Origin of the sequence: Desulfoluna butyratoxydans (assembly GCF_900699765.1) — a bacterium.
Lineage (GTDB): Bacteria > Desulfobacterota > Desulfobacteria > Desulfobacterales > Desulfolunaceae > Desulfoluna > Desulfoluna butyratoxydans.
The window spans coordinates 121,188-148,071 of the sequence record NZ_CAADHO010000001.1 but is presented as its reverse complement, the minus strand read 5'-3'; the positions used below and the strand labels follow the sequence as shown (position 1 = coordinate 148,071).

Annotated in this window: 20 protein-coding genes; 12 read left to right on the top strand and 8 right to left on the bottom strand. The window is 60.3% G+C overall.

The genetic code is table 11. The features are described 5' to 3' along the window. Positions 1-19: 19 nt before the first annotated feature. Positions 20-511: a hypothetical protein gene (locus MSL71_RS00745; RefSeq protein WP_180136769.1), complete on the bottom strand. Its 492-nt coding sequence runs from the start codon at positions 509-511 to the stop codon at positions 20-22. Next, the gene (locus MSL71_RS00740; protein WP_180136768.1) at positions 508-942 is read right to left on the bottom strand and encodes an anti-sigma factor family protein; all 435 of its coding nucleotides are present in this window, start codon (positions 940-942) and stop codon (positions 508-510) included. Before MSL71_RS00740 ends, MSL71_RS00745 begins: the two co-directional genes overlap by 4 nt. A 306-nt stretch (positions 943-1,248) precedes the next feature. On the opposite strand from MSL71_RS00740, the gene MSL71_RS00735 reads away from it, so the two are divergent. Beyond that, the gene (locus MSL71_RS00735) at positions 1,249-1,860 is read left to right on the top strand and encodes a DUF3786 domain-containing protein (RefSeq protein ID WP_180136767.1); all 612 of its coding nucleotides are present in this window, start codon (positions 1,249-1,251) and stop codon (positions 1,858-1,860) included. 21 nt (positions 1,861-1,881) lie between these two features. Here MSL71_RS00735 and MSL71_RS00730 read toward each other — a convergent pair whose 3' ends face one another. Further along, on the bottom strand, positions 1,882-2,886 hold the full coding sequence (locus MSL71_RS00730; protein ID WP_180136766.1) for a methyltransferase: 1,005 nt from the start codon (positions 2,884-2,886) through the stop codon (positions 1,882-1,884). Between the two features lie 275 nt (positions 2,887-3,161). Here MSL71_RS00730 and MSL71_RS00725 point away from each other — a divergent pair, with 275 nt between their 5' ends. The 6 genes from MSL71_RS00725 to MSL71_RS00700 all read left to right on the top strand — a co-directional run bounded on the left by MSL71_RS00725 (position 3,162) and on the right by MSL71_RS00700 (position 13,597). After that, positions 3,162-5,504 (top strand): TolC family protein, encoded by a 2,343-nt coding sequence (locus tag MSL71_RS00725; protein WP_180136765.1) that lies wholly within the window; start codon positions 3,162-3,164, stop codon positions 5,502-5,504. A 77-nt stretch (positions 5,505-5,581) separates the two neighbouring features. Next, on the top strand, positions 5,582-6,679 hold the full coding sequence (locus tag MSL71_RS00720; RefSeq protein WP_180136764.1) for an efflux RND transporter periplasmic adaptor subunit: 1,098 nt from the start codon (positions 5,582-5,584) through the stop codon (positions 6,677-6,679). 46 nt (positions 6,680-6,725) lie between these two features. Further along, the gene (locus MSL71_RS00715; protein ID WP_180136763.1) at positions 6,726-9,779 is read left to right on the top strand and encodes an efflux RND transporter permease subunit; all 3,054 of its coding nucleotides are present in this window, start codon (positions 6,726-6,728) and stop codon (positions 9,777-9,779) included. 1,193 nt (positions 9,780-10,972) lie between these two features. Further along, the gene (locus tag MSL71_RS00710; protein ID WP_281374407.1) at positions 10,973-11,575 is read left to right on the top strand and encodes a TetR/AcrR family transcriptional regulator; all 603 of its coding nucleotides are present in this window, start codon (positions 10,973-10,975) and stop codon (positions 11,573-11,575) included. Between the two features lie 391 nt (positions 11,576-11,966). Further along, positions 11,967-12,422: an oxidoreductase gene (locus MSL71_RS00705; protein WP_180136761.1), complete on the top strand. Its 456-nt coding sequence runs from the start codon at positions 11,967-11,969 to the stop codon at positions 12,420-12,422. Between the two features lie 50 nt (positions 12,423-12,472). Further along, positions 12,473-13,597 carry an NADH:flavin oxidoreductase gene (locus tag MSL71_RS00700; protein WP_180136760.1) on the top strand — a complete coding sequence of 375 codons (1,125 nt, stop codon included), beginning with the start codon at positions 12,473-12,475 and terminating at the stop codon, positions 13,595-13,597. Positions 13,598-13,674: 77 nt separating this feature from the next. Here the strand turns inward: MSL71_RS00700 and MSL71_RS00695 are convergent, their stop codons facing one another. Continuing rightward, positions 13,675-15,735: a methyl-accepting chemotaxis protein gene (locus tag MSL71_RS00695; protein WP_180136759.1), complete on the bottom strand. Its 2,061-nt coding sequence runs from the start codon at positions 15,733-15,735 to the stop codon at positions 13,675-13,677. Positions 15,736-16,185: 450 nt separating this feature from the next. Here MSL71_RS00695 and MSL71_RS00690 point away from each other — a divergent pair, with 450 nt between their 5' ends. From MSL71_RS00690 to MSL71_RS00670, 5 genes are all read left to right on the top strand, one after another. After that, positions 16,186-18,024, top strand: a complete 1,839-nt coding sequence (locus tag MSL71_RS00690) for a peptidase U32 family protein (RefSeq protein ID WP_180136758.1) — start codon at positions 16,186-16,188, stop codon at positions 18,022-18,024. Positions 18,025-18,145: 121 nt separating this feature from the next. Next, positions 18,146-20,383 carry a molybdopterin-containing oxidoreductase family protein gene (locus tag MSL71_RS00685; RefSeq protein WP_180136757.1) on the top strand — a complete coding sequence of 746 codons (2,238 nt, stop codon included), beginning with the start codon at positions 18,146-18,148 and terminating at the stop codon, positions 20,381-20,383. A 143-nt stretch (positions 20,384-20,526) separates the two neighbouring features. Beyond that, positions 20,527-20,973 carry a hotdog fold domain-containing protein gene (locus tag MSL71_RS00680; protein WP_246317677.1) on the top strand — a complete coding sequence of 149 codons (447 nt, stop codon included), beginning with the start codon at positions 20,527-20,529 and terminating at the stop codon, positions 20,971-20,973. 128 nt (positions 20,974-21,101) lie between these two features. After that, positions 21,102-21,554, top strand: coding sequence for an alpha/beta fold hydrolase (locus tag MSL71_RS00675; protein ID WP_218950916.1), 453 nt, complete (start codon positions 21,102-21,104; stop codon positions 21,552-21,554). 42 nt (positions 21,555-21,596) lie between these two features. Continuing rightward, entirely contained in the window at positions 21,597-21,986 is a 390-nt protein-coding gene (locus tag MSL71_RS00670; protein ID WP_218950915.1) for a hypothetical protein, read from the top strand. Here the strand turns inward: MSL71_RS00670 and MSL71_RS00665 are convergent. From MSL71_RS00665 to MSL71_RS00650, 4 genes are all read right to left on the bottom strand, one after another. Next, entirely contained in the window at positions 21,967-22,956 is a 990-nt protein-coding gene (locus MSL71_RS00665) for a GlxA family transcriptional regulator (protein WP_180136756.1), read from the bottom strand. The genes MSL71_RS00670 and MSL71_RS00665 overlap by 20 nt on opposite strands. Positions 22,957-23,063: 107 nt before the next feature. Further along, entirely contained in the window at positions 23,064-24,149 is a 1,086-nt protein-coding gene (locus MSL71_RS00660) for a 4Fe-4S binding protein (RefSeq protein ID WP_180136755.1), read from the bottom strand. Between the two features lie 172 nt (positions 24,150-24,321). Further along, positions 24,322-25,341 (bottom strand): DUF3187 family protein, encoded by a 1,020-nt coding sequence (locus MSL71_RS00655; RefSeq protein WP_180136754.1) that lies wholly within the window; start codon positions 25,339-25,341, stop codon positions 24,322-24,324. A 427-nt stretch (positions 25,342-25,768) separates the two neighbouring features. After that, complete coding sequence (locus MSL71_RS00650; protein ID WP_180136753.1) at positions 25,769-26,305, bottom strand: outer membrane beta-barrel protein; 537 nt, start codon at positions 26,303-26,305, stop codon at positions 25,769-25,771. Positions 26,306-26,884 lie beyond the last annotated feature (579 nt).

The window sequence follows — 26,884 nt, the reverse complement described above, 5'->3', positions numbered from 1 at the left end:
TTCGGGGTGTCCCAAGGCTTTAGCGGGCCGTCTTTTTCCAGGCGGCCATTCTCTCCCGGTGCGGGCGAATCAGCTCAGCAGCATTGGCGTACATCACAGCCATTTTGTCCGGCGGCAGCAGGCGGCGCATACTGAGGGAATACTCAAAATCAAGGGCGGAGATGGCGGCTTCGATGCGCTCTTCTTCCGTGTGGAACGTCTCTAAATCCGCCCGGGAAAGGGCGGGGTTTTTTTCAAGCCGGGCCAGGGTCTCGAGTTTGTGATCAAGTTTTTTCACGATGAGCCTGGTGCGTTTTTCCATGAAGGTCTCGAGCATGTCCGTGGCCTGCCGAAGGGTCGCTTCGGGAAGGTCGAGGCCTTTCAGCTGCTCCATGTGACGGGTGTACGCCCGGAATGGGTGCTTTACCTCCCCGGATTCCGAAGCGGGGCGCCACACCAGGGCTGCCACGAGAAAACCGGCGTTGAGGCAGAGGGAGAACGCCAGGAGAATGAGAATAACTCGTCGGTTCATAAGACATCCCCGTTGTCGCTGATCAGGTACCCGAGGAAGGGGTCTTCCTGGGCCAGGGTGTGGGCCGCCTCCTGCGTGGGACGGTCAAGGCCCCGGGTGGTAAGGGACGCATACCCAAGGAGTCCGCCTGCCATGAGCCCCACGGCCACGGCCGCCCAACCGATGCGGCCGAAGAGAGCGCCGATGAGGTTGAAGGTGACGGGGCGGCTTGCCTCCTCACGGCGTCGGGCAAGAAGGATCCGGGTTACCATCTTCCTGTCCGGCGGGGGGGAGGGCAGTCCCTTGAGGTCGTCAAAGAGAAGGGCCAGCTCATCAACTTCCCGGCGGCAGCTCGGGCACCGGGAGAGATGGGCCTCGACAGCTTTTTCACCCTGCCTGTCAAGGGCGTTGTCCACATAGGCGTGGAGGGTTTCGTCTAAAGGGTGTTCCATAGCGGTCACCTCGGGCTTTGGCCTGGTTCAGCGGATTGAGGTTAATGTATTGCAGGCCGCTGGCGTCGCAAGGGGGCTTGGCCCTGGGCGATGTCCGGCGGCATGCGGTTCTTGGTCGTTTTTCAAGTTACCATGGTTATACATACAACGAACGCCGCTCCAAAATCCTGCGCTTTTTCACATGCCCTCATTTTGAACCAGGAAAAAAGTGACTTGTGCACGCCCGGGAGGGGCCTGTATGGTGGAGGTGCTTTTCTTCGCGGAGGAAAACGTCCGTGCTCACCCACAGCGATGAGAGGAGACGAAATGAGCGATTCCTTGACGGTGTTCGAGAAGACCTACGGCTGGTACCTGAAGCAGCTTGAGACGTGTGACTACCTGAGCCGGGCAGAGCGTCTGGGGGCCTCGGCGTACGACGATTCCCTGGTGTTTTCCTTTCTCAACGACTCCGTGTCGGTCTCGCGCGTCGGGGTCGTCGGTCCCGGGGGCAAGGCACCGGGGTTTTCCGAAAGCATCGTCCTGATGAACTACATCCTCCGCTGTCCGGAGGCGCTTCCCCTTCGGGGTGACTGGATCACCTATCGGGAGGTCGAGGGCTCCGGCCCCCTGACGGTCTATTTTTCCGACAATGCCCTGAAGCCCATTCAACACCGATTCGCCGGGCACCTGCCCGGGTTGAGGGATGCGTGCGCCATGCTCGGCGGCAGGGAAGACGCCGGGGCAGGGGACTACGACCTGTCAGCCTCCTTTTCCCTTCTTCCCCGCATCCCCATGGGCCTTCGTTTCAATGATGCCGACGAAGAGTTTCCAGCCTCATGCACCCTCTTGTTTGCCTCGGATGTGTCCCACTGGCTCGATGCCGAGTCCCTGGCCATTCTGGCGGTGCTTTTTACCCAGAAACTTATCAACAGGGACTGATGTTCGTCGATCCGCGAGCGGTCAGGCCTTGATCCCTTCGATGACGGCGGTGCCCTTGGGGCTTCCGTAGTCGATGCGACGGATGGCGGTGAGCCCGCTCTTTTCCATCATCTCCCCCAGTTCCGAATAACTGTAGGCCCTGCCGTGGTCGGTGACGGCCAGCATGTTGAGGCTGAACAGGGCCGGGAAGAGAGGGCTGTCCTTGGTGTCTTCCAGAATGAATTCATGGATGAGGAGCTTGCCGCCGGGGTGGAGGGTGGAAGAGGCCTTGGCAATGACGGAGCGAGCCTGGCCTTCGCTTTCTCCGTGGAGGATATGGGAGAGCCAGGCCGCATCGAAGCGGTCGGCGTCGTCAAAGGTGTGACGGATGAAATCAAAGGGGACAAACCCCACGCGGTCTCCCATGAGGTGCTTGTCGATGATGCTGACGGCAAAGGGCTCGGTGCCTTCCAGGTCGTATACCCAGGCCCTGAGCTGGGGGTTCTTTTTGCAGAACTGGATGGCGTAGGTGCCGGGGCCTCCCCCTAAATCCAGGAGGGTGGCGCAGTCGGAGAGGTCCACGGCGTCGGCAACGGCCGGAGCCGATAGGGAGGCGTTGTTGTACATCCCCAGAAGAAAACTCTCCTGCTCTTCATCGCTGCGGCTTGTTTTTTTATGCCGAACCGGGCCGCCGGTGAGGGCCGCCTCGTCCAGCCGTTCCCAGGAGGCCACGAGGTGGTGGTGGTGCATGAGGATGTGGCCCATGTAGTCCGGAGATTCCCGGGTAAGGTATTTCAGGGCAAAGGGCGGGTTGGTGAAGGTCTCTCCGTCTTTGACAAGGAGCCCCATGGCGGACAGGGCATTGAGAAGGATGCCGAGTCCCCGGGGGTCACCGTGGATCCGATCCGCGATTTGCCGGGCCGTCAAGGTCTCCCCTCCGATGAGGGTGAAGATACCGAGTTTGACCCCGGTGTGAATGGTGCAGCTCTTCCAGTACGCGCCTGAGGCTTCCATGAGTGAGGCCGGATTCCATTGTTCTTCGGACATGATGTCTCCTCCCGGTTGACATTGCGGTGTGAAACGGGCATATGACGGTGTCATTTTATCTTTAATGCACCGGATTGTCGAGGTTCGCCTGTACCTTGGGAGCCGGTGACCGTTGCCTCGGAAGGTGAGTTGCGATAGGATGATCACCATTTCGGTAACCTGATCATGCATAACATTGTCAAGAACCATTGCGAATTGTCCGGGGACATTGGTTATTTCGTGATGTGATCGATAACTGAGCAGAATGCCTTTTGATAAGTTAAGGAGTCCATAACGTGAAACAAAGATTCTTCATCGTGGTGCTGCTTCTGGTGTGCGGCTTGGCTCAGCCCGTCTGGGCCACCTCGCCCCGCCACCTTACCCTGGGGCTCATCGCCGATGACACGAGCGGCGACATGGCCCGGTTTCTGAAGCTCGTTCATCAGGAGATGGACCTGCTGGCCGGTGCCCGCTACACCTACACCCTGGGGGAGGGCAAGGGCGGGACCATCGACTGGAGTGCCGACAAGGCGCGCACCCTCTACCGCGAACTTGTGGCTGACCCCGAGGTGGACCTTATTGTCTCCATCGGGGTGGTGAGTTCATCGGTGATCGCAGACTCCGGTCCTTACACCAAGCCCGTGATTGCCGTGGGCATCATGGATTCGGTGCTCCAGGGGGTCCGACACGGCGAGGAGGACCGGTCGGGTATCGCCAATCTGACCTATGTCCACTTCAACCACTCCATTACCGAGGACCTGCTCCTGTTTCGTCGTCTGACCTCCTTTTCGGAGGTGGGTATTGTCTTTGACCCGTCGGTGGCCGATGTGATCCGGAAAAAAGATGGGGAGCTGGACAAGGCCCTGAAACCCGAGTCCGGTTACCGCATTGTGTCGTCCAACAAAGGTGTCAACGAGGTGCTGGCCGAGCTCAGCGGGGTGGATGCCGTGTACGTGGGGTACATGGGGGCCCAGGAAGAGGTGGGGCGCCCTGCCCTGGTCCAGGCCCTGAACGATATGAAGATCCCCACCTTCGGTGCCACCCTCCGGGAAGTGCGCCAGGGGGTTTTGGCCACGGCGTCACCGGGTGGGACCTATAACCGGGTGGCCAGGCGTGTGGCCCTGAACATCGACGGATGGGTGGGCGGTGACCGGCTGGCCAACCTTCCCGTGAACATGGATTTTGAGGTGGCCCTGACCATCAACATGGAGACGGCGCGGGCCATCGGCTTTTCTCCCTCCTTTGAGATGCTCTCCGGGGCCGAGCTCGTGGGAGACCTTCAGGAGGGCGGCGCCTTTTACACCTTGTCGGAGGCGGTGAACAGCGCCCTTGCCGCCAACTACGACCTGCGCATCAACACCTTTGACGTCCGTCAGGCCCAAGAAGCCGTCCGCCTGGCCGGGACCTCGTTTCTCCCCGACGTGAAGCTGGTGGGGGGCCAGACCTACATCGATGAGGATGTGGCCGCAACCTCCAACAACACCCAGGCCGAGCGCACCACCTCGGGCAGCGCCGTGGTGGAGCAGCTGATCTATTCCGACGAGGCCATCGGCAACATCTCCAGCCAGAAGGACCTGCTGGCCGCCGAACAGGACAGCAGGCATGCCCTGGTCCTGGATACGGTGTTCGACACCACCGTGGCCTTCACCGATCTTCTCAAGGCGCGCACCGAAGAGAAGGTCCAGACGGACAACCTGGCCCTTATCCGCAATAACCTTGTCATCGCCAAGCAGCGGGAAGAGGCCGGGTACGCAGGCTCCGGTGACGTGTTCAGCTGGGAGAGCCGCCTGGCAACGGCCAGGGCCTCGCTGTTCACGGCGCGATCCAATGTCAACGTGGCTTCACGGAACCTGAACCTTATCATGGGGGTCCCCATCGACCAGAAGACACGGGCCCTGGATGCCGGTCTGGATAATTTCATGGCCGGAAGCTATCTGGTGAGAGGTGTCGAGGGGCGGCTCACCAACACCGAGGGGTTTGAAATGTACCTGGAGTTTCTGGTGGCGGAAGCCATCAAGAACGCTCCGGAGCTGTCGGCCCTTTCCAGCAATATTTCTGCGGTGCAGACCCGTGCGGGGGTGCTGTCCAGAAAGAACTGGGTCCCCACGGTGAGCGCGGCAGGCACCTGGGTCCGGGACATGGATCGCGGTGGTGCCGGATCCGATGACACCCTCTTTTACCATGAAGAGCGCTGGGACGCTTCGGTGCAGCTCACCTGGACCCTTTTTTCCGGGGGGCAGAATCGTGTGGAGCTTGCCAGGGAGCGCCTGACCCTGGCCCAGCTGGAAGAGAAGAGGCGAAAGGCCGAAAAAGAGATCGAACTTGCCGTGCGGGTGGCCCTTCTGGACACCATCACACGCTATGTGAACCGGGAACAGGCCGTGAGGTCGGCGGAGTACGCCAAAAAAAGCCTGGACCTCATCGCCGATTCCTACGCCAAGGGGAAGGCCTCCCTCACCGACCTGGTGGAGGCCCAGAACTCCTCGTTGACGGCGGACCTTGAAGCCACCAACGCCATTTACGAGCAGGTGAGGGCGCTTTTGAAGCTTGAGCGCACCGTGGGCAAAATGACCCTGGTCTCCGATCCTGTGGAAACGGAAGCCTTTGCCGGGCGAATTCGGGCCTTGTTCGATCAGTGATCAGGCGCCGCGTATCAACACAGAATATATCATCAAGACCTGCAGCCAGTGAGGCTGTGAGCATGGGAGATAACCTTATGGGATGGAAAAAGAAGGCCGTATGTGGTGTGGCTGCGGGGCTTTTGGTCGCGATGACCGGCTGCGGCGGCGATAAGCAGCAGGAACCCGAGGTGATCCGGGCGGTGAAGTACCGTGAGGTGGCGCCGATTCCCACCCACCTGGAGCGGCGGTTTTCCGGCATCACCAAGGCCGGGGAGGTGGTGCGCCTGAGCTTTCGCACCGGGGGCAAGGTAGAGACCCTGGAGGCAGGGGTGGGGGATCGCGTCAAACGGGGACAGGTGGTGGCCACCCTGGACAACCGGGATGCCAGGCTCAACCTGGAAAAGGCCCTGGTGGACCTGGAAAAATCCCGCATCCAGAGTGACAACGCCAAATCCAACCTTCAGCGCACAAAGGCCCTGTACGAGAACAACAACGTGTCCGTCAGCGAGTACGAAAAGGCCCGGGATACCTATGCCAACGCATCGGCAGCCTACGATGTGGACGTGCGGGCGGTCCGGCTCCAGAAACGGGAGCTGACTTACTACACCCTGGCCTCTCCCATGGACGGGATCATCACCGCCCGGGAGGTGGAAGCCAATGAGAACGTCTCCTCCGGCCAGGTGGTGGCCGTGGTGCAGGCCGGTGACTCCATTGAGGTGGAGGCGGGGATCCCCGAGCTCTGGATTGCCCAGATCAGCCAGGGCCAGACCGCAGACATTGTCTATCCCGCCATGCCGGACAAAAGGTTCGGCGGCCGGGTCACCGAGGTGGCCTTTGAGTCGGATTCCGAGACCCATACCTACCCCGTGACCCTGGTCATGGAAGGGGCCCGGGCGGACATCCGGCCCGGCATGCCGGCCTCCGTGGTTTTCCGGTTTAAGCGGGAAGGGGCGGTTCCCGCCCTGCTGGTGCCGGTCCACGCCGTGGCCAAAGACTATGCGGGCCACTACGTCTACACCGTTGAGAAGACCGGTGAAGGGGAAGGCACGGTGACCAAGATTCAGGTCACCGTGGGACGGATGATGTCCGACGGGTTCGAAATCTTAAGCGGCCTCAAGGGCGGCGAGAAGGTGGTGACAACGGGCGTCTTGTTTCTCACCGACGGCAAAAAAGTGAAGCTGCTTTCCGACTAACCCCTTGGCCCGTCCCCCATTGGGTGCGGGCAGCAGGATATGGACCATGATTACAAGATTTGCCATTAAAAACAGCGTGCTGGTGTATACCGTTCTGGGGCTGCTTTTCCTGTCCGGGGTCACGATTTTCAAGAGCCTTCCCCGGGATGATATGCCTCCGTTCCTCATCCGGACAATCAACGTGGTCACCACCTACCCCGGGGCCTCCCCCGAGCGGGTGGTGAACCTTATCAGCGACCGCATCGAAAAAGCCGTGCAGGAAGTCCCTGAGGTGGATTACATCACCAGCGAGTCCCGCACCGGCATCTCCATCATCAACATCAACCTCCTGGAGTCCACCACGGACCTGCAGCCGATTTTTGATCGCATCCGGCGCAAGGTGGAGGCCGTGGAGCCGGACCTGCCCGACGGGTCCCATGTACGGGTGGACGATGAGTTGGGGGATGTGTTCGGGATTATCCTGGGGATCATTGCCGACGGCTACACCCCGGCAGAACTCAGTGACCTGGCCGATGATGTGCGCGATGAGCTGATCAAGCTCCCGGCCTCGGCCAAGGTGGAGATCCAGGGGGCCCAGGAGGAGCGGATCTACGTCTCCTTTTCCAATGAACGGCTTGCCGCCGTGGGGCTCTCCAAGAACAAGCTCCAGGAGATCATCTCGGCCACCAACATCGTGGTTCCCGGGGGGGACATCCTGGCCGACGGGCGGCGCATCATCTTGGAGCCCACCGGTAACTTCCAGTCGCTGGAGGACCTCTCCGAGATCGTGGTGGCGTCCAGCGGCGGGCGTGTCCTGAAGCTTGGGGATATCGCGGATATCACCCGGGGGTACACCGACCCCAGGGAGAGCATCGTCAAGATCAACGGTCGGGAAGGCCTGGCCATCGGCGTGAACCTCATGAAGGGGGGCAACATCCTCTCTTTGGGCAGCCAGGTGGACGCCAAGGTGGCCGAGCTGCTTGCGGACCTCCCTTACGGGGTGGAGATTTTCCGGGTGGCCTCCCAGGACACGGTGGTGGCAAAGTCCGTGAACGATTTCACCAGCAACCTGGTGCAGGCCGTGGTCATCGTGCTTTTGACCATGCTGGCCTTCCTGGGCCTGCGCACCGGCCTGGTGGTGGCGTCCCTTATCCCGGCCACCATGGTGACGACCCTTCTGCTCATGAGCTTTGCGGGCGTGGGCCTGAACAAGGTCTCCCTTGCCTCCCTGATCATTGCCCTGGGCATGCTGGTGGACAACGCCATTGTCATGAGCGAGTCCATCATGGTGAAGATGGAAGGGGGGGATTCCCCGGTGGATGCGGCCGTGGATTCGGCCAAGGAGCTTACCGTGCCCCTGCTGACCTCTTCCCTGACCACGTCTGCGGCCTTTATGGCCTTCTGGCTGGCCGAGTCGGTGATGGGGGAGATCATGGGGCAGATCTTTGTGGTGCTTACCATTGCCCTGATCTGTTCCTGGCTGCTTACCCTCTCCATGGTGGCCCTGCTGTGCATCAAGGCCATCCGGGTGACCACCGGGGAAGAAAAAGAGACCCTGTTCACCCGGTTTGCCGGGCGCTACCGAACAGCCCTTGAGCTTGCGCTCAGGCGACCCTGGCTGACCATCGGGGGGATCGTGACGATTTTTGTGGTCTGCATGGGCATGTTCCGGTTCATTCCCTTTATCTTTATGCCCCCCAGCGACCGGCCCCTGGTGACGGTGAATGTGGAGCTTCCCATGGGAACGGATATCCAGAGGACCCAGGAGATCGTCAGCGGGGTGAACAATTTCATCCAGAAGAACATGGCCCCGGACGACAAGGGGGGGGAAGGGGTGGTGAGCTGGTCCACCTATACGGGGGAGGGCGCCCCGAAATACGACCTGGGATACGTGGCCCCGGAGGCCAGCCCCAACAACGCCCATATCCTCATCAACACCACTTCGGATGAGGCCAGCACCCCGGTGATCGAAGCCCTGGAGGCCTATTTCCTCGCCACCTGGCCGGATGCCAAGTACAAGGTCTCGCGGCTGGTGAGCGGCGGGGGCTCGGCCGACCCCGTGGAGGTTCGTATCATCGGAAGGGAGGCCGAAACCCTCTACCGCATCGCCGAAACGGTGAAGGCGGAGCTGGCCAGGATCCCCGGGGCAACCAACATCTCCGACGACTGGGGCCTGCTCTCCAAAAAACTGGTGGTGAAGGTGGACCCCATCAAGTCCCAGATGGCGGGCCTGACCAACCAGGACATTGCCGTGGCCCTGGAAACGGAGCTTTCAGGCTCCAGCACCGGATCCTACCGGGAAGGGGAGGACGCCATTCCCATCATCATGCGGGAGAACCGTTCGGGGACCCTTTCCGTGGAGGAGATCGAGGGCCTCTCCATCACCTCCCGCAGCACGGGCAAGAGCATCCCCCTCACCCAGGTGGCGGAGATCTCCACCGAGTGGCAGTCCGGCAAGATCCTGAGAAGGGACTTGAACGTCACCCAGACCATCACCTGCGACGTCAGGGGAGACACCACGGCAAGCTCCGTGTTCAAGGCCATCACCCCCTGGCTGGATGAGGCCTCCGCCGGGTGGCCTGCAGGCACCCGCTACGAGCTGGGCGGCGACGCCGAAGGCAGCTCCGATGCCATGGGCGCTGTGGTGGAAAAACTCCCCTGGTCCGGAGTGATCATCGTGTTGCTGCTGATCTGGCAGTTCAACTCCCTTAAAAAGCCCCTGATCATTTTGCTGACCATCCCCTTGGGGCTCATCGGGGTCATCATCGGCATGCTCATCACCGGCTCCTATTTCGGGTTCATGGCGTTTCTGGGGGTGATCTCCCTTGCGGGGATCGTCATCAACAATGCCATTGTGCTTTTGGACCGCATCCGTATTGAAGAGGAGGAGCTGAAGAAGGAACCGGCCCAGGCCATCGTGGATGCCGCCTGCCAGCGCTTCCGGCCCATCCTCCTCACCACGGCCACCACCTCCCTGGGCCTGTTGCCCCTGTGGCTGGGCGGCGGCATCATGTGGGAGCCCATGGCCATCTCCATTCTCTTTGGTCTGCTTTTCTCCACGGTACTCACCCTGATTTTCGTACCGGTGATGTACTCCCGGTTTTACGGCGTGAAGATGTAAACGCAAGGGATACAGGCTGGAATAAAAAAGGCCCGCCGGGATGGCGGGCCTTTTTTATTTGGGTGAGAGAAAGGAAGCGTTTGCTAAGCTATGGCTATAATCTATCGGAGGACAGGGATCCTCCGATGGATTATCATGTGGAGTATCGGCACCCCCGACTCTTGGGACAGTTTGGGGGAGAGCCTTCAGCCAGGACCGGGGGAATGGTCCCATCTGATGTGCTTCACAGTATAGAGATATTTGTATAGGGTCAAGGAAAAATATAATACGAATCAAAAAAAGTTAGGTCTGCCTAAAAACAGGCTGGCCGTCATGGCTCGGGATACCTTGCATATGAAAACTCTCGACATGTGCCGTATCCGGGCTAACTGACCGGTCATTCCGAGCCATCGTGGCGCCGCCTGCCAGGACTTGCGGTCCACCCAACTCACCTCGGCCACCACCTGACTTGGCCTGGTGATCCCACGGCTGGGCAGGCATCATGTGGGACCATGGCCCTGGTCATTTTCATGGTTCTGGTTCTGATTTTCGAGCCGGTGGTGTGTCCCCGGTTTTATGGGGTGAAGATCTCGTCTTGGTCCGGATATTTCACGAGTCGAGTGCGCCCATATTCAAGGCATCAGAGCCGCAGACGTCGTGGTTTTATAAAAGCTCTGATAACGCAGAAGATGGGTGCACTCGGCTCGCCCGAAGGGTGAAAAAATCAAACAGCAAACGTCGATTTACATTTTGCATTTTCAAAATAGCTGGCGTTTTTATTGTAGCCATCCGAAATAACATCATTTTCCTTTGGGTTGGCTGTTTTTTTATGAAATATCCGGGTCAGGGGAATCAGACTGGAATAAAAAAAAGGCCCGCCGGGATGGCGAGCCTTTTTTTATAGGGTGAGAAAGGAAGCATTTTGCCAAGCAATGGCTATAATCGACCGGAGGATAGGGAGCCTCCGTGGATTATCATATGTCGAGACCGGTATCCCCGTTATTTCCAATGTTGCCGAAAGCTGGGGTGGCCTCCAGATGAAGCCGGGGGAGTGGCTCATCTGTAGGGTCTACTATATAGAGATGAATTTATGTGGTCAAGAGAAAAAATATAATGATCATGAAAAAAGTTAGGACAGACTAAAAAGAAGGGCTGATGTGCGGGCAAGGAAAAAAACTTGCATTCGTAGACGATCGGTCATAATACACTAAGGTATGTCACGACCACGAAAAAGCGAACACACCAGAGAGGCTCTCCTTGAGCTTGGCATGGCAATGATAGCGGAGCACGGATACCATGGGACAGGTCTCAAGGGAATCCTGGATACAGCCCGTGTGCCCAAAGGCTCCTTTTATAACTATTTCAAGAGCAAGGAAGAGTTCGTGGCCGAGGTCATCGCCCGCTACTGCCTGGGGATGAAGGCCTCGGTGGACGCCTGCCTGGAGGCCGCCGGTGACGATCCCGTGGAAGGACTCCGCTGTGTGTATGGGCTCTCTTTCAAGGCCTCGGAAGCCCATGGCTTCAGGGGCTGTCTTGTGGGAAACCTCGCCGCCGAGATTGGCGACGCGGACGGCCCCTGCCGGGATGCCATGCAGCGCGGGACCGGGATGTTCCGGGAGCAGGTGGTGGCCTTGATCGAGGAGGCCCAGCAACGGCACCTGTTTCGGGAGGACCTGAGCGCCCGGGCCCTTGCGGATATCTTCTGGAGCACCTGGCAGGGGGCTCTCCTCGGGATGAAGATCGGCGGAGACGCAGAGCATCTGTCCCGGGTCATGGATGCCCTGTTGGACCGGTTGTTTCGGCCCGCCAAGGCATAAGGCACCTCACAGGAATGAAGCGCATAAAAGCGATGCCTTCCATGGTTAAGGTGCGCAATAAGCCTGCCTCCTGCGGCAAGGTGTGCCACCTTGAAAGCTGGTTGCGGATGCGTTTTGCCCCTCGTTCCTCGGGTCAAATCACATCCGCCTTTAAAACGACATTCATTCACACGTTATCGTATGAGCTGTTTGTCAAATCTGTGTTTTGTACATTTACAGGACTGCCTGTGGCAGAGCGGTTAAATCCATAATGGACACGTAGCGGCAAGGTATCCTGTTGCGTCGAAGCGTGTGAGCCAGCCCGCATAGAAGGCAGGCGTAGGCTTTTTATGTTTATTTAATAGACGACCGGTCTAATTTTAAGGCCGGAAACACAAAGGAGACGATAAGCATGAAGGTATTTCAACAAGGAACGGTAGGCGGTATCGAGGTGAAAAACAGGGTGTTCAGGTCGGCCACCTATGAGTCCATGGCCGATGAAGGGGGGCGTGTCAGCCCGGCCATGACCGAGATGTACACCGGCCTGGCCAAAGGGGAGGTGGGGCTGATCATCACGGGCTATGTCTGTTTTGCCTCTACGGACAACCCCTCTGCCCGGACGGTGTCCATGGGCCCGGACGCAGACCTTTCTGCGCTGAGGGCCCTGACGGACGCCGTGCATGGGCACGGCGGTCGCGTGGTGGCGCAACTGGCCCATGTGGGGTCCCAGCTGCACGGCGCTCCGTCAGGAGAGGTCTTTGCCCCGTCTGCTGTTGTGGATCCTGTCAGCGGGATTCTGCCTATGTCGGGCGAAGCCCGAGTCGAAGGCCCCATAGAAGGCAGGCGAAGACTTTTTATGTTTAATTAATAGACGACCGGTCTAATGTTAAGGCCGGAAACACAAAGGAGACGATAAGCATGAAGGTATTTCAACAAGGAACGGTAGGCGGTATCGAGGTGAAAAACAGGGTGTTCAGGTCGGCCACCTATGAGTCCATGGCCGATGAAGGGGGCAGGGTCAGCCCGGCCATGACCGAGATGTACACCGGCCTGGCCAAAGGGGAGGTGGGGCTGATAATCACGGGTTACCTCTGTTTTGCCTCCTCAGACAACCCCTCTGCCCGGACGGTGTCCATGGGCTCGGACGCAGACCTTTCTGCGCTGAGGGCCCTGACGGACGCCGTGCATGGGAACGGCGGGCGCGTGGTGGCGCAACTGGCCCATGTGGGGTCCCAGCTGCACGGCGCTCCGTCAGGAGAGGTCTTTGCCCCGTCGGCTGTTGTGGATCCTGTCAGCGGGATTCTGCCCACACCTTTTTCCGCAGGGCAGATCGAGACCCTGGTGGCGGAGTTCGGAGAGGCCGCTTTGAGGGCAAAGCGCGCAGGGTTTGACGGGGTTCAGCTCCACGCCGCCCACGGGTACCTGTTGAGCCGGTTTTTAAGCCCTGTGTACAACCGGCGGACAGATGCTTACGGCGGGAGCCCCGAGAAAAACGCCCGCATCCTTTCGGACATCCTGCGGGAGATCAAGGGGGTCTGCGGCCCAGCCTACCCGGTCTGGGTCAAGCTCAATTGCGATGATTTTGAAACCAGGGGGGAGGGGTTGACCTTCGGGGGAATGCTTGTGGCGGCCAAGGCCCTGGACGCAGGGGGCATCGACGCCATCGAATTGAGCGGGGGAACCTTTGCCGGGGCCTGGACGCCCTGCAGGCCCATGAAGCATGAATCCTATCACCTTGAGGCAGGGAAGGCGCTGGCCGCCGAGGTGTCGGCACCGGTGATCAGTGTGGGGGGCTTTCGCCGCATCGAGGCCATTGAGGCGGCCTTGGCAGGGGAGGGCATTGAGGCCGTTTCCCTGTGTCGCCCCCTGATCCGTGAGCCGGGCCTGGTAAAACGCTGGCGGCAGGGGGACCGGTCCAAAGCCGCCTGTGTGGCCTGCAACGGCTGCTTCAATCCGAAGGGTGTGCGTTGCTTTTTCGACCTGAAAGGGGAGGAGAGGGAAGCCCAGAAACAGGTGATGGCGGCCATGAAGGGCAAGGCGTGATACCAAAGGGCGGGGAGGCGGCGTAAACCGCAGCCTTCCCGCCATGCATTGGTGCGTCCGTGGGTACCGGTCTCAGGTCAGTCCACCTTGAAGCGCCCCACCAGGCTGCCGAGCTGATCGGCCATGGCCCGCATGTCCCCGGCGCTGGCCTGCAGGGATTCCCCGATGTGGGTCACCCCTTCGGCCCCGTTGTTGACATCCACAACGGCTGTGCCGATGTCTCCTGCCATGGTGGTGATTCCCGCGGCGTTTTCATTGACCTCGGCAATGCCCTGCGAGGCCTGGTTGACGTTTTCCGCAATCTCGCTGGTGGCGGCGGACTGCTCTTCCACGGCCCCTGCGATGGTCGAGACGATGTCGTTGACCTCACCGATGACCGTGGTGATCTCCTGCATGCCGGTGGTGGAGGCGGTGGCCGTGGACTGGACGCTTTCCACAATGGATTTTATCCCCAGGGTGGCCTCGGCGGTCTGGGACGCCAGCTCTTTGATCTCATGGGCCACCACGGCAAATCCCTTGCCTGCTTCCCCGGCCCGTGCCGCCTCAATGGTGGCGTTCAAAGCCAGCAGGTTTGTCTGCTCTGAGATGTCGGTGATGGTCTCTGTTACCTTGCCGATCTCTTCGGCGGCGCTCTGGAGGGCTTCCATCTCCCGGGAAGTGCCGTGGGTGCGCTCAAGGGCCGTGGCGGAGATGCCACGGGCTGTTTCCGTGTTTTTGGCGATCTCGCCGATGGTGGCGGACATCTCCTCCGTGGCCGTGGCCACCATGGCGATATTGGCGGAGGCTTGCTCAATGGCGGCAGCCACGCTCGCCAGCCGTTCGGTCATGTCCTGGGTGGCCCGGTCCACCTGGGTGGTTCTGGAAGAGGTGGTCCCCGCGCTCTGGGCGAGTTCTTCGGACATGGACAAAAGGCCTGTGGAGGCATCGCTCACCGAGGCGACCCCTGCGGCCACATCCCGGATAAGGACCTGGAGCTTTTCCATGAAGCGGTTAAAGCCCGAGGAGAGCTCCCCGATTTCATCTGTGGATCGCACCTGGAGGAGTTTGGTCAGGTCCCCTTCGCCTTCTGCGATGTCGTTCATCATCAGGGCGTTTTCCTTGATGCGTGCCACAAGGGAGTTGGCGATGGCCCAGGCCACGGCGGCGAAAATAAGAAAGGAGACGAGCCCGATGGTGATGTTGGTCAAAAGGATGCTTTGGGCGTTTGCCATCACCTTGTCCATGGGCAGGGTGACGAGGAACGACCAGGGGCTGCCCGTGGTCCCGACTTCAATGGGAACGAGGATCTGCCGGGTGTCCGTGCCCAGGGCCTCGGAGTGGTCGGTGAAGGTATAGGGCTTTCCGGCCTTCACCGCTTCCATGGCGCTGCGCCACTGGCCCCCTTCCCCCATGGCCTTGCCGATGCGCTCTTTGTCCGGGTGGGCGGCAAAGGTGCCGTTGTTGGCCACGATGGCGGCGCTTCCCGTGCCGTAGGGCGTGATGGCGGAGACCAGGTCCGAGAGAGCTTTGAGTTCGATGTCCAGGCCCACGACCCCGATGGTTTTGCCACCGTGCTTGATGGGGGTCACCATGCTGGTGAGCACCACGTCCATGCCCGTCTCTCCGATGTGGTAGACCGTGGGCGGGGTGACGTACACTTTGCCGGTTCGCTGGGGGATAACGTAGTAGTTGTTGGTCTCCGGGATCATGTAGTCACGGAGCTGGTCCACGGTGAGGGCCCCGCCGGTGCGGAAAATGTAGGGGATGTACCGGCCGGTGTTGTCATGGTGGTCGGAGCCCGCATACTCGGCATCCCGGCCATCCAGGGCATCGGGTTCAAAGCAGGCCCAGAGGCTTTCCAGGTTGGCGTCGTGTTCCACCAGCCCCTTGAGCAGGTTGGTTAGAACCTCCCTGTCCGGGATGTTTCCCGCTTTTTTCATGCCCATGAAGGCGTAGGCCAGGGCCTTGGACCCTTCCATGGGTTCTTCCAGGATGACTTTTACCTCATTGGCGTAGCGGTAGGCCATCTCGGTGCCCTTGGCTTGGGCGTCCTCCTTTGCCATGCGGTGTGTTTTTGTCGTCATGACGGCAATGGACACACTGAAGGTGATAAAGGCTGTGAGGGAGATAAGAAAGACGATTTTTCCTCTTAACTTCATTCGTTTCAACATCGATGGCGTTTCTCCGGAATATTCAAGGTCAAAAATGATACATTATATATCGACCTGATTCCCTGCATTTTGAATGGAAATATTGACTCGTTTTGAGGCGTTGGTATGGAGCTATGAAATAACGGCGTGTTAGGCTCAGTATTTTTTTATGGGGTCGTATTTGGCGTGAAACCTTGCCCTTAGGGGAATGTTGGGGGCTGCTCAAAGGGGGCTCGTGGCTGTGTTTGTCATGTCGACTTTTTTATGGGTAGCTATTTGGTAAGAAATATGGGGGTAGTCATAAACGGGCCGTGAACACAGAGGTGAAGATATCAGGGGCGGGGCGGCGGGCAGCCCCCATAAAAAGTGACAGGTCACCGCGGCATCTGGTATACAGATAAGATAAGGTCGAAGCTCTGGGCTTCGGCCTTTTATGGTCTGACCCTTTCAGGATGTAGCATGGATAAAACACGAATCGAACTATTGAGCCCGGCCCGTGATCTGGCCTGCGGCAAAGAAGCCATCAACCACGGCGCGGATGCGGTCTATATCGGGGCCCCGAAATTCGGTGCCCGGGCCGCCGCCGGAAACACCCTGGCCGACATTGAGGCGCTGTGCGCCCATGCCCGCCTTTACGGGGCTTCCGTGCATGCCACCATGAACACCCTGCTTTTTGACGGGGAGCTGGAAGCCGCCCGGGAGCAGGCCGTGGCCCTCTGGAACGCCGGGGTGGACGCCCTGATCATCCAGGACATGGCCTTTCTGGAGATGGACCTGCCGCCCATTGCCCTGCACGCCTCCACCCAGACCGACAACCGGACCCCGGAGCGGGCAAGATTCCTGGAAGAGTCCGGGTTCCAACGGGTGATCCTCGCCCGGGAGCTCTCCCTGGCCGAGATCCGGGCCATCGCCGATGCCACCACGGTTGCCCTGGAAGCCTTTGTGCACGGGGCCCTTTGCGTGAGCTACAGCGGTCAGTGCTGGATGAGTGCCGCCCTGGGCGGGCGAAGCGCCAACCGCGGAACCTGCGGCCAGCCCTGCCGCCTGGCCTGGGACCTGAAGGAGGCCTCCGGCAAGGTGATCAGCCAAGGCCGTCACCTGCTCTCATTAAAGGACATGGACCGCTCTGGCCACATCGGGTCCATGCTGGACGCGGGCATCTCCTCTTTTAAAATCGAGGGACGGCTCAAGTCCGCGGACTATGTGAAAAATGTCACCGCCTATTATCGACAGGCCCTGGACCGGGAGCTTGAGCGCCGCGCCGGGGCAACCCGGGCCTCCTTCGGCAAGGTGACCCACCATTTTACCCCCAACCCGGAGAAGAGTTTTTTCCGCGGAGGGACCGACTATTATCTCTCCGGCAAACGGGGAAAGGTGGCCTCCCCGGACACTCCCAAGGCCATGGGGGAACGCATGGGAACCGTGGTGCACGTGGCAAAGGACCATGTGACCCTGAAAACGGAAAAAGGGCGGACCCCCGTGGTGAACGGCGACGGCCTCTGCTTTCTGGACCCATCGGGAAACCTCAAGGGCATCAAGGCCAACCGCGTGGACGGAGGGCTTATCCGGCCCAGCCAGCCCGTGGCCAAGACCGGCCTGTTCAAGGGCGCGGTGCTCTACCGCAACCATGACCATGCGTTTCTGAAACTCCTGGAAAAAGAGAGCGCCGAGCGGTGCCTTGCCCTGGACCTGTCCATCAAGGAGGTCAAAGACGGCCTCTGGATTGCCGCGCAAGATGAAACCGGACGCAGCGTTACCCACTGGTTCGGGCTGGAGCAGGTTCCGGCCCGGGACAAAGAAAAAGCCCGCAAGACCCTGGAGACCCAGCTTGCCAAGCTGGGGGGAACCCCCTTTTACCTTCGTGGGCTCACCCTCAACCTTCCCCCGCTGTTCATCCCGGTCTCCGAGATCAACCGTCTGCGCCGCGAGGTGGTGGCCCTTCTCCTGGACGAGGCCAATACCCTTCCGGTGCGGGACCCAGAGCCCGTGGATCGGCCCGTGGTGCCCTTTCCTGAGGCCTGCCTCACCTACAAGGCCAACGTGGCCAATGCCCTGGCCCGCACCTTTTACACCCGTCGGGGCGTCACCTCCGTGGAGCCCGCCTTTGAAGCCGTGGAGCCGGACGGTGCGGTCACCGTCATGGAGACCCGTCACTGCATCCGGGAAACCCTGGGCCTCTGTAAGGGCAGGGGGAACCAGGCAGAGCCCCTGGTCCTTGAAAATGAAAAGGGGCGTTTTACCGTCCATTTTCTCTGCGGGGTCTGCGGCATGCGGATCGAACGCCAGGAGAATGTCTGATATGGCCTGTTTTTTGTCGTAATCGCCTTTTTGCCGGGGATGTGCGGCTGGGATACTGTGTTTAAACGCTGATATGGGGTGGCGCAACAACGCTGATGACACAGACAATAAGGAGGCCGTTATGGGGACGTGGCACAAGACAGGGTGCGTGCTTTGCGCGCAGAACTGCGGGCTGGAGGTGTTGGTTGAGGGCAATCGTATGGTCAAGGTCCGGCCGGACAAGGACAACCCGCGCAGCCAGGGGTATGCCTGCCGCAAGGGCATGAACGTTTTGTACCACCAGTACCCGGCCGATCGCCTCACCCAGCCCTTGAAAAAGGTGGGGGGCGAGTTTGTACCCGTCTCCTGGGACCAGGCCTTGACCGAGATCGCTGAAAAGCTCACGGCCACCGTGGACGCCCACGGGCCGAGGTCCTTTGCCTACCTGGGGGCCAGCGGCCAGGGCGGCCACATGGAGGCGGGCTTCGGGGTGAGCCTGATGAAGTGCCTGGGCTCCCAGAACCTTTACACCTCGGCGGGCCAGGAGTTCTGCGGCACCTGGTGGGTGCAGGGGCGGATGTTCGGCAAGCAGTATATCCTCACCGGCCCGGACGACCATGAAACCGAGATGCTTGTGGCCTGGGGCTGGAACGGCATGGAGAGCCATCAGATGCCTCGGGCGCCCCTGGTTCTGAAAGGAATCAGCAAGGACCCTGACCGCCTGTTGGTCTCGGTTGACCCCCGAAAATCCGAGACCGCCCGCATCGCTGATATCCACCTGGCCCTGAGGCCGGGCACCGACTCCCTGCTGGTGAAGGCCATGGTCGCCATCATTGTGGAACAGGGGTGGGAAAACGAGGCCTACCTTTCGGCCCATACCGACGGGTGGGAGACCGTCAAACCCTGGTTCCAGGCCTTTGACGTCCGGGCCGCCCTTGCCGTCTGCGAGCTCTCCTACGACACCGTCTTTGACCTTTGCCGCCTCATGACCACCAGGCGCTGGGCCTTCCACCCGGACCTGGGGATTTTCATGGGACGGCACAGCACCCTTAACTCCTACCTTCTCAATATCCTGGGCTGCGTCTGCGGGATCTTTGGCCAGAGGGGCGGCAACATCATCCCCGGCATGGTGATGCCCCTGGGCTACCACGCGGACGAGCGAAACCCCAAGGTGTGGAAGACCGCTGTCTCCGGGCTTCCCCCTGCGGCCGCCGGCTCATTTCCCGCCTGTGCCCTGCCCGAAGAGATCCTCACCGATCACCCGGACCGGATCCGCGCCGCCATCGTGAGTGTCTGCAACCCCTTGCGCTCCTGGCCGGACACAAAGGCCCTGGAGATGGCCTTCGAGCACCTGGACCTTCTCGTGGTCCACGACATGGTGATGAGCGAGACCGCCCGAAAAGCCCACTACGTGCTCCCCTGCCGGAGTTTTTACGAAGCATACGACGGCACCTTTTTCCCCTGGAGCTTTCCCAACGTCTACTTTCAGATGCGCCGCCCCGTGGTCAAGCCCGAGGGCGACCAGCTGGAGTCCTCCCAGATTTTTACCCGCCTGGCCGACAAGATGGGCCTCATCCCCGAGATACCGGAAGAGGTGAGGCAGGCTGCCCACAAGGACCGCATGACCTTCGGGGCCGCCCTCATGGCGTGGGTGGGGGCCCATCCCGAGTATTTTCCCAAGATGCTCTTTATCCTGGGCAAGACCCTGGGTGAGGCATGGGACAGCGCCGCCCTGGCCGGTTTCTGGGGCATGATGATGACGGCCCCCAAGGCGTTTCGCAAAAACGCCGCGCGCCTGGGGTTTGAAACCGGCATGGACATGGGGGACCGGATCTTTCAAACGGTCCTTGATACCCCCGAAGGGCTCTGGGTGGGGACCATGGATGAAGAGAACAACCTGGCCGAGGTCAAGACCCCTTCAGGAAAGATCGAGCTGGTGATCCCCGAGCTGGAAGCCGAGGCCATGGCCCTTGACGCCGACACCGAAGCCCGGGACCTTGCCCTTACCGACGCCTTTCCCCTGGTCCTCAACGCGGGCCGCCACCGCATGACCACCATGAACACCCAGCTTCGCAACCCCGAATGGCTCAAGGGAAAGCGCGGGTGCACCATTGCCGTAAGCCCTGCTCTGGCGGAGACGCTTGGCCTTATCGACGGTGATTCCGTGCGGGTCACCACCGAGGCGGGATCTGCCGTGGGCGAGCTGGAGGTCAAAGACGACGTGCGGGAGGGCATGGTGCTTATTCCCCACGGGTTCGGCCTGAACTACAACGGCCAGATCACGGGGTTCAACGTCAACGACCTGACAAAGAGCTCCCACAGGGACCCCATCGGTACCCCGCTTCATCGCTTTGTTCCCTGCCGGCTTGAAGCCTGCTGATTTGACGAGAAAAATATAAGGGGGACCGCATGGCGGTCTCCTTCTCTTTGTTTATTTGACTTTTATTTCATATGTGAAGTAAGTAATACGCATGTGAAATAAATGCCGGGCGGCTTCCGCCTCAGACAATGAGAAAGGAGACCATGATGAGTGGAACATTGACGATGTACAATCAGATGGGAAACAAAGCCTTCACCGACGGGGTGGTGCAGTTTGCCCCTTACTTCGGGAGCATCGACCCCATGTTCGTGGCCCTGAGGCCGGGGTACGCCGAGGTGTCCGTGAAAAAGCAGGCCAAGGTGCAAAACCACCTGGGATCGGTTCACGCCATTGCCATGTGCAACGCCGCGGAGCTGGTGGCCGGGACCATGACCGATGTCTCCATTCCGGAAACCCATCGATGGATTCCGGTGGGGATGTCCGTCCGTTACCTCAAAAAGGCCAAGACAGACCTGCGAGCCCTGGCAGACGGCTCCGGTCTTGACTGGAGCGGGGAAAACGACATCACGGTACCTGTTTCCATCGTGGATACAGAAGGCATCGAGGTGTTCACCGCAGAAATAACCATGAAGATCAGTCCCAAGGCGTGACTACCCGGGCTAAGCCCCTTTGGAACGCTCTCTCCTGACAGCCCCGCCGGAGGCAGGGATGCATTGCCTCTTCCTGTTTTCGGCGGGGCTTTGGGGGAGGGGCTGTAACGCAACCAATGGAGATCCGCATGACATTGCCTTCCAATGCAACCTGGACCCACCACGGGGGCAACGGCCCCACGGCCCACTTTTACGGTGCCAACGGGTTTCCCACGGGGGTCTATTCCCCGCTGCTGGCCCGTTTGACCGGCCATGTGACCCTGCATACCCTGGACCTGCGTCCGACCTGGCCCAAGGTTGGCCCGCCCCCGGTACGGCAGGACTGGCAGATGTACGCAGACGATCTTATCTCCTTTCTGGAACAGACGGCGGATGCCCCGGTGATCGGCATGGGGCACTCCATGGGCGCCACCTGCACGATCCTGGCGGCGGCCAGGCGACCCGACCTGTTCAAGGGGCTTGTCCTCATTGAGCCTGCCATGCTCTCCAGGACCCTGGCTCTCCTTGCGAAGCTCCTGCCCAAGGCCGTCATGAACCTTACCCAGCCAGCCAAAGGAACCTTAAAAAAGACCGACACCTGAAAAAGCCGGGACGCCTACCTGGCCCACTGTCGGGGAAAGCGGATGTACAGCGGCCTGGGGGATGAGGCCTTTGCGGCCATGGCCACCCACGGTGTCACGGAAACCGCAAGCGGTCTCTGGTCCCTCGCCTTTCCAAAGGTGTGGGAGGCCCACAATTACACCCAGCCGCCCAATGTCATGGGCGAACTCGCCGGAATTAACCTGCCGTGCGTTGCCCTGCGGGCCAGGCCTTCGGTCTTTTTTACCGAGGCGCTCTGGGCTCAGTGGCAGCGCGTCAGCCCGGGGACCGTTTTTCTCGAAGACCTGTCGGCAGGTCACCTGCTGCCCCTTGAAAACCCCCAAGGGTGCTGTGGGCTGATTGCCTCGGGCATGGCTGAAGCCGGGATGACCGGGGAGAAGGAGACCCCGGCGGTCAGTTCCGGAGTCTCGTGAATCGGTCTCTGTACTCTTTGGGGGAGAGCCCCGTGTTTTTCTTGAAGAGCTTGCGAAAGGAGTTGGTGTCTTCGTATCCCACCTGTCGCGTGATGACGTCGATGGGCTCGGAGGTGGTTTCAAGGGTCTGTTTGGCCGCTTCGATGCGAATCCGCTGGAGGTAGGTCAGGGGCGTCTCCCCTGTGGCGGTTTTAAACCGTCGGACAAAGTGGCGCGGGCTGATGGCCAGCTCCGAGGCCAGGGTTTCCATGGAGAGGGGATGGGGGTAGTGGGTTTCCATGAGGGTCTGGGCCTTGAGCACCGTGGGGTCTGAATGGGCCTTGTGGTAGTCGAAGATGAAAAAAGGGGACTGACTCGACCGGTTCGGGTCCAGGAGCAGCCCCTTGGCACACGTGGCGGCAAGCTCTTCGGAGCCGAATGTCTTGATCAGGTACATGCAAAGGTCCATGTAGGCGGAGGTGGCCCCGGTGCATATCAGGCGGTCGTCTTTGGTGAAAAGGCGCTCCGGCAGGAGCCTGACGTTGGGGTAGCGCTTTTTGAAGTACCGCGCAAAGACCCAGTTGGTGGTGGCCTCCTTTCCGTCAAGGAGGCCGGTTTCCGCCAGGAGAAACGAGCCTGTGCAGGTTGCGGCGATGATGGCGCCCCGCTTATGCCAGTCCCGGATCCAGGTGATCAGTTCGGCAGGCGGCTTGTGGGTCACATGGGCGGGCGCAATGAACCCGGGGATGAGGATAAGATCGGTAGCCGTCACATCATCCATGGCGTGGTGCGGCTCGATGCGGACCCTGTTTTCTCCCTGCACGGTGAGTCCGTCCCTGGAGACGATGTCCCAGTGGAAAAGCGGCTGCCCGTGGGAGCCGTTTTCCCCGGAGAGGGCCTGCCACCGGTTGGCGATGGACAGGGCGTCGATGACGCCGGTGATGCAGGAGGTCGCACAGCCTGTGGCGGCAAGCAGGGTGATGTGTGCCATGGGAGTCCTTTGGGTGAAGGGGACATATTTTGTCTGATCGATACCACTCTGGTCGCTTTGGGGGCGGGCTGTTACAAACACTGTCCCCCGTGCCCGGGTGTTTTCGATCAGGTATTCATCTCGATAAACGCCTCAAGGCGCCCTTTTTCCATCAGGACCTGGCTTCCCAGCTGTGAGCCGGTCTCGGGGAGCGGCGGGGGCGTGGCCCGTTTGTTCATGGAGATTGCCTCTGCGGGACAGGATGAGACGCACAGGCCGCAACCGATGCATTTTTTCTCGTCGATGGATGCGGTGTCCCCGGAGGTATCGATGGCACCCAGCATGCACCTCTCATCGGCACAGATTCCGCAGCCCGTGCACTCGGTTTCGTCCACCCGGGCAAACCATTGTGAGGTGGAGAAGGGGTGGGGGGCATCGAGCTTGGTGCGGCAGGTGAGGATGGTGCAGCAGCATCCACAGCAGTTGCAGATGAGGTTCAGGCGGTCCTGGCTGTTGTTGGTGGTGTGCACAAGGCCGGCTTCTTCTGCCCGGAGCAGGGTGGCATGGGCCTCTTCCCGCGTGATCTCCCGGGCGTGCTTCCGGTCGATGAGAAAGCGGGCCATGCCGTCAAAGAGCAGGCAGACATCGGTGGGCTTGTCGCAGGCCTCCTCGCCTCTGGAGACCCGGCAGGCGCATTCGGCCAGGGCAAAAGTATGGTTCTTCTCCATCATGCGGGTAATGACCTCATAGGGCAGGACCTCGTCGTGGCCGGTGACCGTCTCTTCCACGGGCAGGACACGCATCAGGGGCGTCGGGCTTGAGGCGAACTCCATGCCCTGGCTCTCCATGTGGTAGGTCTCCCACAGGCTCCCAAGACGCTCATGCATGGGGGTGCCCCCGCCGCCCATGAAAGGGAACTCAAACAGGCCGGGAATCGCAGGGAGCAGGCAATAGCCCATGTCCCCTTTTTTTTCGCGACTGAAAATCACCCCCTTGTCTGCCATGGTTTCACAGGTATCCCGAACCGTTTCCATGGGGAGGCCTGTTTTATCGGTAATCTGGTCCACGGGCTGGGGGAGGAAGGTGAGCGACAGGGCCAGTGTTGCTTCATCGGGGGTGAACAAAATGCGCAGGATCTCATCAAACGCCTCTGAAGGCGGTGCACCCACAGGGTTTGTGGCCAGTCGTTGCCGAAGTTGTTCGTAGATGTCCATGGTGTCTCCTTTGACATGTCTTGCCCTGGTGTGTGTTACCACTGGGGTGGCAAATGCTTGCGGCTCCATTCCAGAATGAATGATATGCAAAGGCACCATGCTTGTGGAAGGGGCAGAATTGACAAAAAAGAGGCCAAATCAGACTTTTTTGCCCCTGTCACTGCCCGGGGGATCACAGCCGCATGAACCAGCCCACATGAAGCCCGAAATCCGGGCTGTTGTCCATGGTGATGATGTTTTCGATGAGGGAGACATTCAGGCCGGTGCGGGGGGATACCTTGTACTTGAGCCCTAGGTGGACCTCGTGGGACGATTCCTTCAACCCTCCGATTTTCTCCACCACCGAGGAGGAATAGAGGTACTGGCCCACGGCGCTGAGTTTTGGCGTGGCCTGCCAGGCAAGGGCAAACAGGCCGGTGACCTGGTAGCTTTTCAGGTCGATGATCTCTTTTGCCGACGCCTCCTGGCTGCCGTAGAGGGTGTACCCGAGGATGCCGTAAGCGTGGATCCCGGGGAGCACCTGCTTGGCGAAACCAATCCCTGCCCCTGTGTCCACCTCGTCTCCGTGTGAGATGATATCTGCCGTTTCAAAGGCGTATCGGGCCACTCCGTAGATATTGACGTCCGGCAGCAAGGGGTGGCTGTGGAGCAGGGTGTAGTTGACCAAAAGGCTGACCCCTGTGTTGTTCAGGTCCCCCGGGGACCTCTCTTCCACCACGTTTCCGGTGGCAGGGTCGAAGATCGTGATGGCGGAACGGCCCTTGCTGTAATTGTCCCTGCCGTTCTGTCCGATCCCCGCCGCATCGTGAAATCCCTGGATGAACCCGTCCATCTCCCCGCCGAAGTATCTCCTGTTGTCCATGACCACCGAGACCCCGAAGCGGTCGCTGATGCCGTAGCTGAAGCCGAGGGTGGTGTCCAGCATTTCGTAGTCCAGAAGGTATGTTGGGTCTTCTGCCCACACATTGGTCCAGGTGGCCTGGGAGAAGACCTGCCATCCGCGGGGGATGTCACCGGGCACCATGAGGGGCAGGGTCAGGCGGAAGCTCTGGGCAATGGACTGGGAGCGTATGTTGAGGATTCCCGGACCGAAGTCGGGGGAGACGCTGTCTTCGGCTGCTGAAGCCAGCTGTGCGGTGAAAAGTAAGGGCATCAGGAGCAGGGTCGAGAGACAGGAGGCAAAAATCTTCATTCATGGGGCCTTTTCAAAGATCGTATTCAGCGCGTTGTCGTTCTGGCTTCGGGTCGTGGGTAAGGCCTCTGCGAGGTGCGGGCGTTACCTGTTTCCCACGGCTCGACCCGCAGGGCTCGGTACAGGCTTCGGCACGGGGACGGTCCGGGCCTGTCGGTGGCCTTTACACGGCGGACACCGGGCTGTGCGACGTGGTCACACAGGTGATCGGCGGCCTGGGGCGGGCGGATAATGTTGGGAAAAGGGTATATTTAACATATGGACTATTTAGGCGCAAGGATACCCCGGCCGCCATCCCGTTTTTTCATGGAGGGTGCCAAAGGTGTGCAAGGGGCCCGTCAGGCCCGGCCGAGGTGGGTGCCTGCAACGGCCGGGCCTTCCTTGGACCCGAGGTGTTTTTTTCTGGGGCGTCAGGCGATGGGAGCCCCTAAAACGCGCAGAACACAGAAAAGGTCAGGTCGTAGAGAACCACCTCGTCCGTGTCCCCGAAGCCCCGGTTGAACCCGGCGCCGAAGGTGACCCCCAGGTTGGGGATGAAGGCGTGGTCGATGCCGACCCCGAACCGTCCGATTCCGCCGCTTTGGGTGTCGTCCTCCCCGGAGGGCGCGTCCTCGGCTTCAATTTCCATGACCCCGGCCCCAAAGGCGATAAAGCCCCTGGTTTTTCCGCTGAAGGAGGAGAGGTAGCGTCCGCCCAGGGTCACCAGGGAAATAGAGGCATCTCCCCTTGTCAGGTTGTTTTCCATTTCAAAGTGGTCACTGGTTGCGCCGTAGAGCTCAATCTCCCAGGCAGATGCCACCTGGTACCCCAGGGTCACGTGGCCGCCTAAGCCCGCCTCCTGGGTTGATGGGTCAAAGAGCATGGTGGGCCCTGCGGATATCCTGAATGAAGGCCCGCTCTCTGCCAGGGCCGTGGACCCCAGCATCACCAGAATGGCTGCGGATAAAAGGGTAATTCGTCTCATGAGCCGTATCCTTTGGATAGGGTTTGACGGGGGCCCGTTGCACAGGGCCGTTGCGCAAGATGTACCGGTCCCGGTCGTGCCTGCGTCATCGCAGGGGCGTGCGGGCAGCGGGGGCAGGAGAGGGAGGCGTCAAAGGGACGAGGCCAGCCTGAAAAGCAGGAGCGAAAGGGAAAGCGGAGTCCCGGAAAGGAGAGTGTCCGGCATGGGCTGCATGGCAGCGACATGGACGGGACGTGTTACCTTGAATCAATGACCCATGATACTACGCCGTTGCATCGACTCGCAACAGCAAACCCCGGTTTATGGAAAACCCTTGGCTGAAAAAAAGGCGGGCTCTAAAGGAGCTGGAGCGCCCGGGTATTCGCACGTTGGCGAGGGCGACACCGCGACGGGAGGAGAGGCCGGTTTTTGACTTACGGGGCGACGCTCTCCCGACAAAGGAACGTGTGCGGGCTGTGTTTCCTAACAGGGATCGGTGCGCGTGTACAATGTCCTGTACGCTGTTCTTTGTAGCAGTACAGCGTATTGTTATTGCAGTCGATTGGGACGTGTTGTATGACTGCACCGCTTGATTTTCCG

Bases quoted from the DNA above. Each gene is read 5' to 3' on its own strand.
- MSL71_RS00745 (WP_180136769.1), bottom strand. From the start codon at position 511: ATGAACCGACGAGTTATTCTCATTCTCCTGGCGTTCTCCCTCTGCCTC.
- MSL71_RS00740 (WP_180136768.1), bottom strand. From the start codon at position 942: ATGGAACACCCTTTAGACGAAACCCTCCACGCCTATGTGGACAACGCC.
- MSL71_RS00735 (WP_180136767.1), top strand. From the start codon at position 1,249: ATGAGCGATTCCTTGACGGTGTTCGAGAAGACCTACGGCTGGTACCTG.
- MSL71_RS00730 (WP_180136766.1), bottom strand. From the start codon at position 2,886: ATGTCCGAAGAACAATGGAATCCGGCCTCACTCATGGAAGCCTCAGGC.
- MSL71_RS00720 (WP_180136764.1), top strand. From the start codon at position 5,582: ATGGGATGGAAAAAGAAGGCCGTATGTGGTGTGGCTGCGGGGCTTTTG.
- MSL71_RS00715 (WP_180136763.1), top strand. From the start codon at position 6,726: ATGATTACAAGATTTGCCATTAAAAACAGCGTGCTGGTGTATACCGTT.
- MSL71_RS00710 (WP_281374407.1), top strand. From the start codon at position 10,973: ATGTCACGACCACGAAAAAGCGAACACACCAGAGAGGCTCTCCTTGAG.
- MSL71_RS00705 (WP_180136761.1), top strand. From the start codon at position 11,967: ATGAAGGTATTTCAACAAGGAACGGTAGGCGGTATCGAGGTGAAAAAC.
- MSL71_RS00700 (WP_180136760.1), top strand. From the start codon at position 12,473: ATGAAGGTATTTCAACAAGGAACGGTAGGCGGTATCGAGGTGAAAAAC.
- MSL71_RS00695 (WP_180136759.1), bottom strand. From the start codon at position 15,735: ATGAAGTTAAGAGGAAAAATCGTCTTTCTTATCTCCCTCACAGCCTTT.
- MSL71_RS00690 (WP_180136758.1), top strand. From the start codon at position 16,186: ATGGATAAAACACGAATCGAACTATTGAGCCCGGCCCGTGATCTGGCC.
- MSL71_RS00685 (WP_180136757.1), top strand. From the start codon at position 18,146: ATGGGGACGTGGCACAAGACAGGGTGCGTGCTTTGCGCGCAGAACTGC.
- MSL71_RS00680 (WP_246317677.1), top strand. From the start codon at position 20,527: ATGATGAGTGGAACATTGACGATGTACAATCAGATGGGAAACAAAGCC.
- MSL71_RS00675 (WP_218950916.1), top strand. From the start codon at position 21,102: ATGACATTGCCTTCCAATGCAACCTGGACCCACCACGGGGGCAACGGC.
- MSL71_RS00670 (WP_218950915.1), top strand. From the start codon at position 21,597: ATGTACAGCGGCCTGGGGGATGAGGCCTTTGCGGCCATGGCCACCCAC.
- MSL71_RS00665 (WP_180136756.1), bottom strand. From the start codon at position 22,956: ATGGCACACATCACCCTGCTTGCCGCCACAGGCTGTGCGACCTCCTGC.
- MSL71_RS00660 (WP_180136755.1), bottom strand. From the start codon at position 24,149: ATGGACATCTACGAACAACTTCGGCAACGACTGGCCACAAACCCTGTG.
- MSL71_RS00655 (WP_180136754.1), bottom strand. From the start codon at position 25,341: ATGAAGATTTTTGCCTCCTGTCTCTCGACCCTGCTCCTGATGCCCTTA.
- MSL71_RS00650 (WP_180136753.1), bottom strand. From the start codon at position 26,305: ATGAGACGAATTACCCTTTTATCCGCAGCCATTCTGGTGATGCTGGGG.